The following is a 14,936-nucleotide window of genomic DNA, read 5'->3' on the forward strand; positions in this document are numbered from 1 at the left end:
GGAAATCTCCTTTTCCATTTTAGTCTCTGTTATGACAGTTGCTATCCGCTTGACGGCGCACGCTGCCGGCCGATATAATAGCACAAAAGGGGCTGTGATAGAATGGGTGAACTGCAAAAAATCCCTGGAGTTGGCAAGCAAACTGAGCAGGCTTTGCTGTTGCTCGGTTTTTCGACCATCGCGTCACTGAAAGGTGCCGACCCCCAGGACATGTATGATAGGGAGTGTGCGCTGCGCGGGCAAAAAATTGATCGCTGTCAGCTTTATGTTTATCGCTGTGCCGTTTATTATGCCAGCCATACACAACACGACCCCCAAAAACTCAAATGGTGGAATTGGAAAGACTGAAAATGCGTTTTGTTTAAGGCAGCATCAGTGACTGCACCAGCGCCTCGTCAGGGTCGACGATGGCGGTGGAGAAATTTTCATATATAACCATGCCCGGCTTGCCCCCAGGTTGTTTTTTAACGTTTTTAATTGTGGTATAATCCACCGGCACCTTAGCGGAATTGCGTGCTTTGGAGTTAACCGCCGCAATAACTGCCGCCTCGGTCAGCGTGCGGTTGGGCACCTCCTGCCCTTCAGTAACAATCACAGTATGTGAGCCTGCAATTTTCTGTGTGTGAAACCAAATATCGGTTTTGCGGCTATCTTTTAACGTTAACCGTTCATTTTGTAGGTTGTTTCGACCTGAGAGAATTAAAAAACCGTCAGATGAACGATATTGCAGCGGGAGTAGCTTTTGCTCCTGCTTCTTTTTTCCCGATGGCGCGGCCTTTAGATAACCACCCTCACTCAGCTCTGCACGAATAGCTGAAAGCTCGGCTTCACTGCGCGCCCGGGTCATTAAGTCGTAGACGGTGTCAAGATACGCCAGTTCCTGTTCCCCCTGCGCAATCAGGTCTTTGAGCATCTTCTCGGCGGTATCGGCCCGGCGATATTCTTTGTAGTAACGCTGTACGTTTTGCACCGGTGTCAGGCGGATATCCAGCGGAATGGTCACGTCACCGCCCGCTTCATCAAAATAATCCGGCACTGTAATGCGGTTCATCCCTTTTTCAAGTTGGTACATATTTGCGGACAACAAATCGCCAAAACGGCGTAGCTGTTCTCGGTTTTTGCAATCAAGCAGCTCCTGCTTCTGAGCCGAGAGCTTACGCTCAATACGCTCTATGCGCGCAGTGATTAGGCGCGAAAAGTCGCTCATCTTCTGCTTCATGCGGTCTACGGCGTCTTTCTCGCCGTAAAATGCATCCAACATGACGGAAATTTCATCAAAGCGCTTTACCTGCATGGCATTGCCATACTGTCCGATGGGGATGAAAGAAAAATCCTTCGGCACCCCGTCAGATGTCAATACCGTGGTCGGTTCGGCTACGCCGGACTCCAGCACACTACAAAGCTTTTCCAGCTCTACAACCAGCGCGGCATACTGCGTCTGCGAAAGCTCGCTTTTGTTCGTCGAAATTCCGCCCAGCGCGCGGTGAACAATTTCTCTGGCCAATACTGGCGAGGCACCCGAGAGCGTCTCCTGCAAGAGCTTAGCGGTATCAATATCCCGCGGGGAAGCCTTCAGTGCATCTATAACCGCCTGTGCACCGTCGGCCAATAGATCGATCCGTTCCTGTGGCGGTGGATTTTCATAGCGCAGACCTGGCAAAATCTGGCGCAATGACGAACGGTCGGCCCCGACGCGCTTCATCGAATCAATAATGCGGCCGTCGGCCCCTATTAAAATCACATTGGAATAACGGCCCATCAGCTCGGCTGCCAGCGTGACAATGACGGTATCGCCAAGGTCGTTAACTGTTTCAAAATCAAAAAACAGCACTCGTTCAAAACCGGGCTGCCGAATAGCGACCAGCTTAGCATTGCCAACCCATTTACGCAGCAGCATGCAAAACATTGGCGGCTGCTTGGGATTTTCGACCGAAATGGTAGTAAAATGCGCCCGCGCGGACGCCGCATGGGCACAAAGCAACAACCGGCGATTTTCCTGCCGTGCGCGTATAGCTAGAATCAACTCTTCTTTAACGGGTTGATAAACCTTATCCACCCGGCTACCGATCAGCACCTGTGAAAGCTCGGCTTTTAATAGCGAGAGCATCATACCGTCGAGTGCCACAGGCTCACTTCCCCTCTTCTATGACCGTAATAAGTTTATTAATCAGGCAACGCAAACGAGCGGCCTTTTCAGGGCTTTTCAGCTCCACCCCGCGCTCTTGACGTTTGAGCGATAACACCGTGCGCCACAAATAAGCGCGAGCCTCCTCTGACAGGTCGCAAGCCAGCTCCCCTGCATAGCAGTATAGGTCATATTCACTTAGCTTACACCGCCAGCCAGTATATGCGACCCGCATCACGGTGTAGACATGATCACCTGATACACTGGCCTTTTCGCACGAGATGCAATAGCCGTTGGTGCAAAGCCAGTGGCGCAAGAACGGCGCTTTAGTCATGGGTTGAAGTAAAAACTGCTTATTCGCCAGACTTTCCCATGGACAACGTTCTAAAATAGATGCAATCATCTCGCCGCCCATACCGGCGATGACAATGTCGTCCACCTCATCCTGATTTAACGGAAAAAGCCCGTCGCCAAGGCGGCAGGCAATCTTATCAGTTAACCCCTGTCGTTCAATTTCTTTACGCGCCTTATTAAGCGGTTTTTCTTTGATGTCACAAGCAATACCGCTGTCTATTCTGTCGTCGCGCATCAGGGCGCAAATTAAATAGCCGTGATCACAACCGATGTCGGCCAGCCGTGAACCGCTGCGCACCATCGACGCGATGCTGCGCAAACGGGGATCAAGTGTTTCAACAGCACTCAAAATTGATGATCCTCTCTTCTTCTGGGCATTTTACACATTGCTCTTGTTGGATATAATCGTCCAGCGCCCCATTCAAAGGCGAGTCATTGGACATAATTCAGTACAACAATTGATGTTTCGTTATTATACCACAAACAACACCATTTTGCCAGTAATACCGGCATAAAACTCGTACACAAATAAAAAAAACACACCGCAGGATAACACTATCCTGCGGTGTATTCACATACGGATTTAAGCTTACACTTCTTTTAACTTTGCAAAGCACTCGCTGCAGTACACTGGGCGGTCTTCACGAGGTCTGAAAGGAACCTTTGCTTCTTTGCCGCATGCTGCGCATGTAGCAACAAACATTTCCCTTTCAGGCCTTGAAGCATTTTTGCGGGCATCGCGGCATTTTTTGCATCTTTGGGGTTCGTTTACGAAGCCGTGCTCCGCATAGAACTCCTGCTCTCCAGCGGTAAATACAAAATCAGCGCCACACTCTTTGCATTTTAAGGTTTTGTCTTCGTACATTTCTTTTACCTCGCTTATGGATTGGATTTACCCGAAGCATTCCGGAGACCTAGGGATCGCCAGTGTACCTAAGGGTATTATTTATGTAGCCGAATGGCGTACATTCTGGAAAAAGAAGATACTTGCCGCTGAACTCAGCGGTCATTACAACCTGCGCAGCTTGCGTCTGGTCCTCTGGAGTGCATTATCCACAGCCTTAGTCGTGCTCTGAAGAAGCCGAGCAATCTCCTGATAAGAATATCCACCCAGATAATAACGAATGACCTGATGCTCAAAGCCGGATAAGCAGGTGTCCACCCTATGTAACCACTGGCCTAATTGCTCGCGGTTTATCACAATCTCCTGCGGATCCTCTTCCTGCGTGGTCTTCCAATAATTTTCTCCCCATGGCGGACAGCTCTCAAGGCTGACTATTGGCAGCTTTCGGCTGGCTGTTGCCACTGCGGAGCGGAGGCGATTTGTAATACAAACGTATGCAAATGTTTCAAACGAAGCGCCATACTTATGGTCATAAGCGCGAATAGCATGTAAAAGACCGATAACACCTTCTTGGATAAGGTCGTCGGTTTCCACGCCCTTCTGCCTAAAGGCATTGGCGCGGCTGTGCACCATTGGCAGATAACGTTCAAGCAGTCCGTTCTCTCCGGCCGCCTTTGTAATGGTAGATTGCGCAATCGAATTCTTTTGCTGTGCCAAATCCACCGCCATACTGCCTCCACATTATTTCTTTCAATAGTCCTAATGTTATACCGGTTTTCATTTTTTGTCAATAGAATATTGTGCAATGCGCTACATTTCTTTGAACCCAAATACTATTTTTTTGTTTTTTGTCGCTTAATTATGATAATAATACCGCATTCGATAAAAAACGACAAGTTTCTGTGACTTTAATTTATAAAACACCGAGCTAGAAGGGAGAAAGTATTCTCTAGTGTTCCAAATAGAAAATGGGCGACCGGATCCCATCGTTATAAGAGCGGTTTTTTCAGGCAGTGCTTGGCCGTTTTGGCCGTACTGCCCGCCTCCGTTATTAGGTCCTAACCACCAAGCGTGACATCCTGTGTATCATACCACGCGAGAGCTTTTTCCAAATGCTCAGCTTTAAAGTCTGGCCACATCTCATCAAGCGTGTAAAAATCTGCATAGACGCTTTGAACTGGCAACAACCCCGAAAGCCGCTTTCTACCACCCCAGCGGATAACAAGATCAATGCGTGAAATTTCTCTTGACCTCAAGCTTTGCGTGATGGCGTTGCGATTATTGGCCGTTGTATGCATATTGCCCATATCCCACTCCCAGCCGTAATTGACCAGAAAATTGACCTTGATGACACCACTTCCAAAGGATGTCCTTTTTTTTGCATAGGGTAAAAGCGCCGGTGGAAACATCGGCGACTCGGTATTACCCACCACGATCAAATTGGCGTTTTCTTGTTGAATCAACTGTACCGCCTCGACACAGGCGTCGGAAAAAGCATTGACTTCGATATGCGGTCTTTTGCAGTTATCGGTAGTAAAACCGTAATAAGTAAGCTCCTTAACCCCATATCTCTGTGCCATTTTAAGGCAGGCCACCCCCGGATGCAGCCCGCGGCTGTATCCTTCATGCTTTTCAAGCCCAGCATTTTTGGCCCAACGTCTGTTACCGTCGGGGATAAGAGCAATGTGATTTGGAATTCTCATGCTGCCACCTCTTTCCTTTGCCCCTATATTATGGGCCCGCCCTATGCATATAATCGCCGATATTCAAGTAAATTTTAAAATGGTAGACCCACAAAGATGTTCAAGGTATCAATGTCCCATCAGCAAGTGATCCGTTTAATCTTAATCGTACCAACCTTTTAAAGCAACATATTAAAAATGGTGGTGATAACAGCATGAACAACATCAACAACTCTTACAAGTTTGTTAATCTTCCATTACCCTATGCCTATAATTCAATGGAACCATTTATTGACGCCAAGACCATGGAAATCCATCACGACAGACATTTACAGGGTTATGTCAACAATCTAAATAAGGCGCTTGAGCGCTATCCAGAACTACAAAGGTTGCCGCTTGAAGCACTGGTCACGCCGCCGGAGACACTGCCCGCTTCTAACAGCAATGCTATCAGGAATAATGCCGGAGGCGTTTATAACCACCGTTTCTATTTTAACGGTCTGATACCTGCCGCCAACGCAAAATCACTCTCCGGCATGCTGCTTGAGGATATCAACAAAACTTACGGCAGTTTTGATGCCTTTAAGTCTGCCTTTAAGAACGCCGCGCTATCGGTATTCGGTTCAGGCTATGCGTGGTTGGTTGTTGACAATAGAGGGGATCTTAAGATTATCACCACCGCAAACCAAGATACCCCGCTATCATGGAACCTCTGCCCTATTTTAAACATCGATGTTTGGGAACATGCCTATTATCTAAAGCACTACAACATGCGCGCAAGCTATATTGATGATTGGTTTAACGTTGTCGACTGGGACAATGCCAACATCAATTTCTCGGCATGTTTTAACACTTTTTAGTCTGAGTAATTGTTCGCACTTTGGCGCAATAAAAAGCCTTGTGGGACATATTTATTTTAACATTTAAAAACATAATGATGTCAATTATGCAGTCCTTTTATTTGCAGCATTTCCACCATGACATGCATATTTTATCATCACTGCCAAATACTAAGGCCGAGGTGATTAATTTATGACATTAAGCCAAAAAGAAACTATGCTTCTTCAAGATTTGAAATCTCATGAAAAACTTTGCGTTGATAAGTACGCACAGTATTCGTCCGAAGCTTCCGACAGCCAACTCAAAAACCTATTTTCGCAGATTGGCCAAACCGAACAAAACCACCTAAACACCATTGAACAAATCATGAGCGGAACTGTTCCCACTATGAGCAGCAGCAGCGGAGGCAGCCAGGGTAGCAGCTCTAGCCAGCAACAATCAAGTAGCACAGCAAGCGCTACTTCCACTTACAGCAGCAATTCCTCCGGTAAGCAGCGCGATCAATTCCTCTGCTCGGACATTCTGGCAACCGAGAAGCATGTTTCATCGGTATATGATACCAGCATTTTTGAGTTTAAAGACGATCAGGTAAGAAATGCGCTCAATCACATCCAAAAGGAAGAGCAACAGCACGGCAAACAAATCTATGACTTTATGTCGGCCAACGGCATGTACTCGTAAAAACAACGCCCACAAAGCCATACTCTATGGCTGCGTGGGCGTTTCTCTGTTTTACATGCATTCACCTAAGGCGCTTTTTCGACATCGGCAACGAATCAAAATACCCTTTTTCTGTCGATTCGCTGGCACCATCCAAAACTTATAGCCATATGATAGTATCGAGGTGATTATAAAATGCTTAATTATGTTATTCAACCGGGAGATACCCTATATAGAATTTCACAAATGTATGGTGTAACAGTTCAGGAAATTGTAGAAGCTAACCCCCACGTTAACCCGTATAACCTCTATGTAGGCCAAATCATACAAATACCCGCACGCCCGTTTGAACTGGTACAGCAGTTTCAAAGATCTTTTGAGCAAATGCCGGTGCAAAGAAATATGCCCACGCGACCGGGCAATTAAAAAGTAACAGGTTGCTTCTTTGTGTGGCATGCCGAACTAGGTCCTAAAACTACAATCATACATATATTATTCGGTAGTTTAGCGCAAAAGAGCCGACGCTAGGTAAAACAGCGTCAGGCTCCTTTTGTATTTAGATTGCCCTTTTGTCGGCAATCAATGCCCAGATAGATTTGACGCCTGAGCAAAAGGATGCTACAATCGGGGCAAAAGCCGATCAACTGTTGGCGAAAAATGATACGGGAGCGTTTTGCATGAACTATGACGTTGTTTTCCATGTGGACGAAATGAGCAAATGGGCGTTGACGTTAAAAAACGTATCCAATCTGTTACAACAGGTGGATAAAGAAAAAACGCGCATCGAAATTCTGGCCAACTCTGAAGCGGTAAAAGGCTATATGCTGTTAGATAATATTTTCGAGACAGATATACGGCAGTTACATGCACAGGGCGTCGTATTTGTTGCATGTAATAATGCCCTGAAAGCGCTGGCAATCGATCCAATTGAACTACTACCATTTATAAAGGTTGTTCCCGCCGGTGTTTTGGAGCTAATTGAACGGCAATCCGAGGGATATGCGTATATCAAACCATGACGATGATTGAGTAAAGCCCAGTCGCTATATGTCATGGATACACAGTTGATACCACCACATCAGCTGGTGATATCTCTCGTCCCTATTAAATCAAAAAAAGTCCAGCTTAGGCTGGGCTTTTTTGCATACATACGATAAAATAGAATCGTGCGATAAAAGATGCTAAAATACTAAAAATTAGACCTGACATAGTAAATACTAAGCATCTTTTACAGCGATAACACGACTGAATATGCGTTGACCCATTTATGTTGTTCAAAATGTTATTAAATACAGCGAATTGGAGTGATTAAATTGAACCTTCGCAAGCTTTCTTATTTTGTAAGTCTCGCAAATCATTTAAATTACACCCGAGCCGCTGAGGAAAATTATATTTCCCAACCAACCATGACAGCACAAATTAATTCACTCGAAGAAGAATTGCAGGTGAAATTGTTTGAAAGAAGTAATAAATCTGTAAGTCTAACCGCTTCCGGTGAGTTGTTTTTAAAAAATGCAGTCCATATTTTAAATTATTATCAGTCCAGCGTTCAGAAATTACGTGATTTTGATAAGAGGCAAGAATCCAGTCTTTCTGTTGGCTTTAGCGGCCCTATCGCTTCAGAGTATATTCCTACATTAATCGCAACATTTAAAAGCAAATTTGCCAAGATATCTTTAAATATGAAGAAAGGTACACTAAGCGGAATCACTCAAGACTTAAAAAAAGGTATTGTAGATGTCATTTTCTCCAATCAATTCGAAATACAAGGGCACCCCGAATTAGATTATGAAGTTTTATTTGAATCTGGGCCCTGTGTAATAATAAATTCAAACCACCCATTAGCTAATAAAAAATATCTTACACTACAGGATTTGCGTGGCGAACGCTTATTTGCCACTAAAGACCATGCTTCATCTGAACTGTCTCGGTCTGCACAAATTTTACAATCAGGCGGTTTGCAGTATAAAGACGAAGATATTATTTATGACGAAGAGGTTGTTTTATCGATGGTGGCCGGAGGCCTTGGTCTGTTCCCCACCTCCCGTTGGTATAATCAATATTTACCATATAAAAATAATAACAAATGTCTTGATTTACATATCAATGTTGAAAATATGAAGTTTGTTATAGCTTGGCAAAAAGACAATAATTCCTTTGCGCTTAAGCAATTTATTGATATATCACAAAACTACCAATGGGGTAAATATAGCATTTAGCACCTGCTATTTTACAATGATTTTTGCACTATAATCAATAGCCAAAACTACCATAGAAAAAAGCTATACCGCTATCTGATAATGTAATTTTACTTCTTTAAAGTCAAGTGTTATGATCTAGACAATCTTTTATTGATCAGGAGGGAAACCATGATAAGCAACAAGATAATAGCATCTGCGCTGGCTGTTTCAATGGCTTTAAGCTCAATGGCAGTATTTTCAGGCTGTGCTACGACAAAAGAATCGGCTACACTTGGCTATAAAACTGGAACTTACACAGCTTCAGCAGAGGGAAATAATGGCGATGTTAATGTAGAAGTTATCTTTACAGACAACAACATATCATCTGTAAACGTGGTTTCTCATGCAGAAACACCTGGTATTTCAGACCCTGCAATAAGCAGAATACCAAGTGCAATTGTAGAAGGTCAGACATTGGCTGTTGATAGTGTATCTGGCGCTACTGTTACTTCAAATGCAATACTTAGCGCTGTTGAAAAATGCGCAATAGAAGCTGGCGCTGATGTGACAAAACTAAAGGAAAAAACACAAAATACTAAAACTAGTGATATTGTAGAAGAACTATCCACAGATATTGTTGTGGTTGGTGCTGGCGGCGGCGGTATAGTTGCTGCTATTCAAGCCAGCACACTTGGTAAGGATGTAATCGTTCTTGAGAAGTTGGCTACCGTTGGTGGAACCAGTGCACATACTGAAGGCATGTTTGCCGTAGATTCCCCACTTCAACAAGAGGCTAATGTCTCTATCACAAGTGCAGAAGCTCTAAAAAAAGTAATGGCTTATCATCACTGGAAAGCAGACCCTGTATTAACCAAGACTTTTTTTGATAAATCTGGTGAAACAATTTCGTGGCTTATGGATCTTGGTGTCAAATTTACGGCTGTTGAGACCCTTGGTCCTTCCCTTCAAACCTGGCATGTATTTGAAGGCCTTGGTGAACAGTACATAAAAACCTTATATGATATCGCACAAGACAATGGCGTAAAATTCTATCTTGAAACACCTGCTACGGAATTAATTACTGAAGATAACATGATAACAGGCGTGAAAGCTCAAAAAGCGGATGGTGCAATCGTCAATATAAAAGCAAAAGCTGTAATCTTGGCAACAGGTGGTTTCGCTGACAGCGAAGAAATGATAAACAAGTACACAGACTTTAACTACGAAGATATCATGGCGATTGGTTCACCACAAAGAACAGGTGATGGCATCTCAATGGGTATTAATGTAGGCGCCGATACAGTTGGCATGTCTACAGTAATGATGTGCGGTGGTGTTCTTAGGAGCTTGTCGGTATACTCTCAGCTTAACGCTGCAGCAGGTCGTCAGCCTTTCCTCTGGGTAAATGAAAAAGCAAAACGTTTTGCGGACGAATCAATTGTTTTTGATTTTTCTTTCTCAGGAAATGCAATGAGCCAGCAACAGGAGGTATTCAATGTGATGGATACCGCAGCACTTGAATATATCAGGGATAAAGGCTGCTTCTTTGGGAGAGGCAAGTTTGTACCTACAGGTTCAAAGCTTACAAAGGTATTTGAAGAGCTCGAACATGAAATTAGTATTGGTAATCCCGATATTTTTGTAGCCGATTCTTACGAAGAGTTGGCACAAAAAATGGGGGTAGATCCTAAGGCATTTACAGAGACCGTCACCCAGTATAACGAGTATGCCACGAGCGGAGTAGATGAGGACTTTGGAAAACCTGATAAATTCCTGCTCCCCGTAACGAAGGGGCCTTACTATGCATTTAAGCTTACAAAAGTATATTACTGCACAGTTGGTGGACTAAAAGTTACACCCAGTGCAGAAGTTTTGGGAACAGATGGAAATGTCATCCGCGGATTATATGCTGCTGGTTGCGATGCTGGTGGCTTGTACGGCGACTCTTATGATGTTGGCATCGCGGCAGGTTCTCAAGAGGGATGGACGGTAAACTCTGGACGTATAGCCGCACAGCATGCAGTAGAAAACTTATTTTGATCAAGCCATTGGACAAAAATAAAAAACACTAAAAACACAGAGCAAAGCCGCAGAAACAAGCCGTTTCTGTGGCTTTGTAGTTGAGAAATCTTATCTCTTAGATGATGCAATAATATAAGATTTCTTCTATTTTTGTGACCTTCTAGCGAACTACTTATAATACTTAACAGCATCTATCACAAACGCAAAACGCAATGAGGTGCGAAGCGCCGACTTCGGACCAACTTAGCCCGAAGTCTCTGGGTTCGGAGAATACACTCCCCAACAAGCAAGTTTTGAGATTTTCCCGCAAGGGAAAATCTCAAAAGTGTGCAAGTGCCAATACACTTGCCCTGCTTGCAGGTTAGCGGAATAATGGAAATCGTGCATATTTAACTTGAACAGCACATCATAATCATGTATAATATAATTATAATTATGTAAAGGGGTTGGTTCAGTCCGGCGCACTTGATATTACAGAATCAGTAATATAAGTGAAACGTGGAAACCAAATAATCATTAGTTTCATAAGAACAAGGAAACCTGTTGGTTAGTACAGGCTATGTTTTTATGTCTTGAAATGATTATTTTTGTTTTCCACAGAGTAGCTAACCTTTAGGCTGTGGAAAAATTCCACAGCTTTTTTTGTTGTGGAAATTTTATAAAGAAAGGTAGAAATGATAATGATTAAAGCAGTAAAACCGTACCTAAAAAAACCAGTCCTCTTTGAAAAAAGCAAAGCAAAATTTTGGAACGACCCACATATTTCGCAAAGTATGCTAAAAGCACACTTAAATCCTGATTTTGAATCCGCAACCCGCAGATTGAGTTTTGTAGAACAATCTGCTAATTGGATTTCAGACACCCTACCCCCCTCATCCTATAAAAGGCTTTTGGATTTAGGCTGTGGCCCCGGTATCTATGCAGAGCTGTTTCATGCAAAAGGTTATCAAGTTACCGGCTTCGATATTTCAGAAAACTCAATACAGTATGCAGAGAAAATCGCCAGAGAAAAGGCGTTGAACATCGCATACCAAAAAGGTGATTATATTCAATCTCCAATTGAGGGAAGCTATGATTTGATAACGATGATCTATTGTGATTTGGGCGTTTTATCGCATACAGAACGCAAATCCTTGTTGCGAAAGGTTTACAATGCACTATCTCCAACCGGATGTTTTCTATTTGATGTTTTTACTCCTTCCGAATATGAAAATCAACCGGAATATAAGACTTGGAGTTACGAAGAAGGCGGTTTTTGGAAAGCAGCTCCATATATCTTGTTACAACAGCTTTACCGTTATGACCATGACAATACATTTCTTCGTCAGTATATTGTTGTAACAGACAGCGAAACAACTTGTTATAACAACTGGGAGCATACTTTTGAGATTGAGGAATTAAGAACAGAATTGCAGGAGGCAGGTTTCCATAATTTACAATTTTACGGAAATGTAGCCGGCGCAGAATATAAACACGGAAATAAAACTATATGTGTCGTGGCAAAAAATAACTGAAACTGACTTCTTTACATAAATGATGTCGGGCCGACTTAACCCAAAAGTGCAAAACAGAAAGACTGTTCCCAACAGCATCAACTGCGGAGATACAGCCTCCTTTACCTTTATGCCATCTACGGCCCCAGGAGCATAAATGCCGTCTTCAAAAAGAAATAGAAAAGTATCTTCATTCGCCAGCCGGAGGAATCGTCCTCCGGCTTTTGTTTTGACTAATAACCTGTTATTTAGCGGCTCTACATGGGTATTCAATTGCCGTTTTCAACAAGAGATAAGCTACCAGCCGGAGATTAACTCTCCGGCTGGTAGCTTTGCTAATGAACTACTATCTGCTTCCCTGAAAAGGTTCAGAGAAATGCGTAAGCGTCAATTCTTGAACTTGCGTACGCCACATATCGGCTATTGTAGCATTTTTTTCGTTTTATCTATCGCTACATAACCCTTGCGCGATCGCACTTAAATTCGGTTTAACTACATTTAGAAATTCAAATTTTCCGTCAAAATCTATACCTTTTACCACCATTTTATATTCACAACATCCTGGACATGTTCGGTCGCAGAAAGTAACAGTAAACGGTTCAGAAATCTCTACCTCAAGCTCATTTTCTGTTTCAAATTCTTTGACATAGTACCAGTTCTGAACACACTCTTTTTTGCCATTACAAATTCTTTCCAACTCAAATAATAGCTTAACTTCAATTTCATCATCACCATTATCATTGCTTTCCGCTTCAAAGCAAATAAGACTTGAAAACTCAATCTTTACTATTGGTCTGCATAAGTCAGTAGTATCTATTACTAATCTATCTAAATCAAAACATTGCTGTGGCTCAACATAGTCATCATCTATTGCAAAGATTGCAGGTTCAGGGTTAAACCCACACTCTAATAGTACTTTTCTGGCTTTGTCACAGCAATCCTTATCTTTATTCTTGTTTTTTGGGAAACTGTAAGCATTATAACATTCAGCATTATATCTTTCCATTATAATCACTCCTTTGTTAATAGAGAAGCGAGCGCTTTCCGTTAACATTTTATGAGTGTAAACAAAAATAAGTTCATTAGTAGAAATCAACCAGTCTCCCTGCGTCACCCTTTCCTGCTATCTGAATAGGATGTAGTACAACGGCAAAGCACAGGGGTACATACTCAAGAAAGGAGGCGTATCTTATGTGGTGTCAAAACAATTTCCGTTGTTTCCGGTGTGACTGGGTTTGGAATGGTCGCTGCTGGCGCTGCCAGTGCGGGCCTATTTGTAATTTAGATTAAATTATATAAGACATTCTGCTTTTATCTATATTGACGGAGCACCTATTTTATGGTGCTCCGTTTGCATGGAGCCAGTATTAACACACATTCCCGTTTCGCTACTAAATTACAATTTGACGGCCTATTAAAGATATTGCCATGCTTTTTAAATTGCGGTAGAATTATCCTATAGCATTTGAGCGACTACTATTATTGCTGGTGGTATCGGTGTTGTTTAAAACTTCCAAGGCCCCCTGGCCCTTGGACAGACAATGGTCCATTGGAAGATGATGTATCAATGGCAATTTTTGTATCAGGTGAAATTTATATTGTAAAGTCTGAACATACTTCTTACGAATATTTGTTATTGGAGAAATTATTAAAATTGGATTATAAAGCTATAATTGAATCATCTTCTAGCACTAACAACGCCGAATTTATTATATTTAAAAAACAAACCAACTGCGCGTTATGTTAAATTGAACTGCTCACTATGGTACAAAAAGTAATTATGTCACATTTAAAAACTGTATTTGGGAGATTGTTGTGAATAAGAAATTATTTGTGTCATTTCTATTATTACTCTTGTGTGCATGTTCTCAGAGTAATAAAAATAAAGAGTGTCTGTCTAATCAGTATGTCGATATTCTAAAAAGCGGAAATTATTATATGAGCTACATGGATTCTAGTATTGCCTATGATCATACACCAGTGTTTATGGAAAGGGCTCAAAAAGGTACATTAAGTGCTGTAAGATATGAAATGCAAGGGGATGTTCTCTCGTCAATAGCCGATAATAAAATAATTACTATTATTTGCAACGGAGAAGTTTTAGCAGAGTTGCCCATGCAGGAATATACGGATAAAACAGGTTTAAAATCCTGCGCACTTGATTTCAGCGACCTTACTTTCAGCGGAGTTTTCGGCGAAAAAACAATTGATGGGGTTGAATACTATTTTGAAACCTTTGAATACCGCGTTAAGGATAAAACGGCTACAATCGATTTTATGTATTCTAATGATCACTTGCAAGGAATTGTATTGTATGAGTCCGGGGGGCTGTTTAAAGACCCGACCATTAGCAACACTTATCCAGAGGACTTATTTGTGATTCCGGAGGCCCATGCAAATTACCAGGATTCCTCGTCGGCTCCGGCTCAATGATCGTTCACTATGTTATAGACAGGGATGCTTCAGCGTCCATTATTTATATAACAAGGGGGTTCAAATCATGATTGTATTAGCTATCATTTCTACTATTATTGCTGGTGGTATCGGTGCATTTTTAGAGCCAATTTCTTTTGCAGTTTCACTACCTATTGCAGTTATGGGTGGATTTATATTAAAGGCTATAAAAGATAAAAATCTGAAAATAGCAACGATACAAAATGAGCAAACTAGACAATTCAAATGCCGCTAGCTGTAAGTGAAGCTAGTGGCATTTGAATTTTTAATTTAATGGTTTAT

The 14,936-nt window shown here is 42.5% G+C and carries 16 protein-coding genes; 10 read left to right on the forward strand and 6 right to left on the reverse strand.

Translation table 11 applies throughout. The features are described from left to right. The first annotated feature begins 102 nt into the window (after positions 1-102). On the forward strand, positions 103-348 hold the full coding sequence (locus RBH76_02930; protein WMJ84395.1) for a helix-hairpin-helix domain-containing protein: 246 nt from the start codon (positions 103-105) through the stop codon (positions 346-348). 13 nt (positions 349-361) lie between these two features. On the opposite strand, the gene RBH76_02935 is transcribed toward RBH76_02930, so the two are convergent. The 5 genes from RBH76_02935 to RBH76_02955 all read right to left on the reverse strand — a co-directional run bounded on the left by RBH76_02935 (position 362) and on the right by RBH76_02955 (position 5,026). Continuing rightward, entirely contained in the window at positions 362-2,125 is a 1,764-nt protein-coding gene (locus RBH76_02935; protein WMJ84396.1) for an NFACT RNA binding domain-containing protein, read from the reverse strand. A 4-nt stretch (positions 2,126-2,129) separates the two neighbouring features. Next, positions 2,130-2,828, reverse strand: coding sequence for a class I SAM-dependent methyltransferase (locus tag RBH76_02940; GenBank protein WMJ84397.1), 699 nt, complete (start codon positions 2,826-2,828; stop codon positions 2,130-2,132). 240 nt (positions 2,829-3,068) lie between these two features. Beyond that, positions 3,069-3,344: a zinc-ribbon domain containing protein gene (locus tag RBH76_02945; protein WMJ84398.1), complete on the reverse strand. Its 276-nt coding sequence runs from the start codon at positions 3,342-3,344 to the stop codon at positions 3,069-3,071. A 144-nt stretch (positions 3,345-3,488) separates the two neighbouring features. Further along, positions 3,489-4,052 (reverse strand): sigma-70 family RNA polymerase sigma factor, encoded by a 564-nt coding sequence (locus RBH76_02950; GenBank protein WMJ84399.1) that lies wholly within the window; start codon positions 4,050-4,052, stop codon positions 3,489-3,491. A 329-nt stretch (positions 4,053-4,381) separates the two neighbouring features. Next, positions 4,382-5,026 (reverse strand): undecaprenyl diphosphate synthase family protein, encoded by a 645-nt coding sequence (locus RBH76_02955; protein ID WMJ84400.1) that lies wholly within the window; start codon positions 5,024-5,026, stop codon positions 4,382-4,384. Between the two features lie 194 nt (positions 5,027-5,220). Between RBH76_02955 and RBH76_02960 the strand changes: the two genes are divergently transcribed. The 7 genes from RBH76_02960 to RBH76_02990 all read left to right on the forward strand — a co-directional run bounded on the left by RBH76_02960 (position 5,221) and on the right by RBH76_02990 (position 12,221). Further along, positions 5,221-5,865 (forward strand): superoxide dismutase, encoded by a 645-nt coding sequence (locus RBH76_02960; protein WMJ84401.1) that lies wholly within the window; start codon positions 5,221-5,223, stop codon positions 5,863-5,865. Between the two features lie 172 nt (positions 5,866-6,037). Continuing rightward, entirely contained in the window at positions 6,038-6,526 is a 489-nt protein-coding gene (locus tag RBH76_02965; protein WMJ84402.1) for a spore coat protein, read from the forward strand. Positions 6,527-6,751: 225 nt separating this feature from the next. Beyond that, complete coding sequence (locus tag RBH76_02970) at positions 6,752-6,931, forward strand: LysM domain-containing protein (protein ID WMJ85189.1); 180 nt, start codon at positions 6,752-6,754, stop codon at positions 6,929-6,931. Positions 6,932-7,182: 251 nt separating this feature from the next. Continuing rightward, entirely contained in the window at positions 7,183-7,524 is a 342-nt protein-coding gene (locus RBH76_02975) for a DsrE family protein (protein ID WMJ84403.1), read from the forward strand. 294 nt (positions 7,525-7,818) lie between these two features. Further along, on the forward strand, positions 7,819-8,724 hold the full coding sequence (locus tag RBH76_02980; GenBank protein WMJ84404.1) for a LysR family transcriptional regulator: 906 nt from the start codon (positions 7,819-7,821) through the stop codon (positions 8,722-8,724). Between the two features lie 150 nt (positions 8,725-8,874). Then, a complete protein-coding gene (locus RBH76_02985) occupies positions 8,875-10,725 on the forward strand; it encodes an FAD-dependent oxidoreductase (GenBank protein ID WMJ84405.1) in 1,851 nt (616 codons plus the stop codon). A gap of 662 nt (positions 10,726-11,387) precedes the next feature. Then, complete coding sequence (locus RBH76_02990; GenBank protein ID WMJ84406.1) at positions 11,388-12,221, forward strand: methyltransferase domain-containing protein; 834 nt, start codon at positions 11,388-11,390, stop codon at positions 12,219-12,221. A gap of 421 nt (positions 12,222-12,642) precedes the next feature. Here RBH76_02990 and RBH76_02995 read toward each other — a convergent pair whose 3' ends face one another. Next, positions 12,643-13,206: a DUF4489 domain-containing protein gene (locus tag RBH76_02995; protein WMJ84407.1), complete on the reverse strand. Its 564-nt coding sequence runs from the start codon at positions 13,204-13,206 to the stop codon at positions 12,643-12,645. An 809-nt stretch (positions 13,207-14,015) separates the two neighbouring features. On the opposite strand from RBH76_02995, the gene RBH76_03000 reads away from it, so the two are divergent. Both RBH76_03000 and RBH76_03005 read left to right on the forward strand, forming a co-directional pair. Then, positions 14,016-14,633 (forward strand): hypothetical protein, encoded by a 618-nt coding sequence (locus RBH76_03000; protein ID WMJ84408.1) that lies wholly within the window; start codon positions 14,016-14,018, stop codon positions 14,631-14,633. A gap of 67 nt (positions 14,634-14,700) precedes the next feature. Next, positions 14,701-14,889, forward strand: coding sequence for a hypothetical protein (locus tag RBH76_03005; GenBank protein WMJ84409.1), 189 nt, complete (start codon positions 14,701-14,703; stop codon positions 14,887-14,889). Positions 14,890-14,936 lie beyond the last annotated feature (47 nt).

It is taken from the genome of Oscillospiraceae bacterium MB24-C1 (assembly GCA_030913685.1).
Classification (GTDB): Bacteria; Bacillota; Clostridia; order Oscillospirales; family Ruminococcaceae; genus Yanshouia.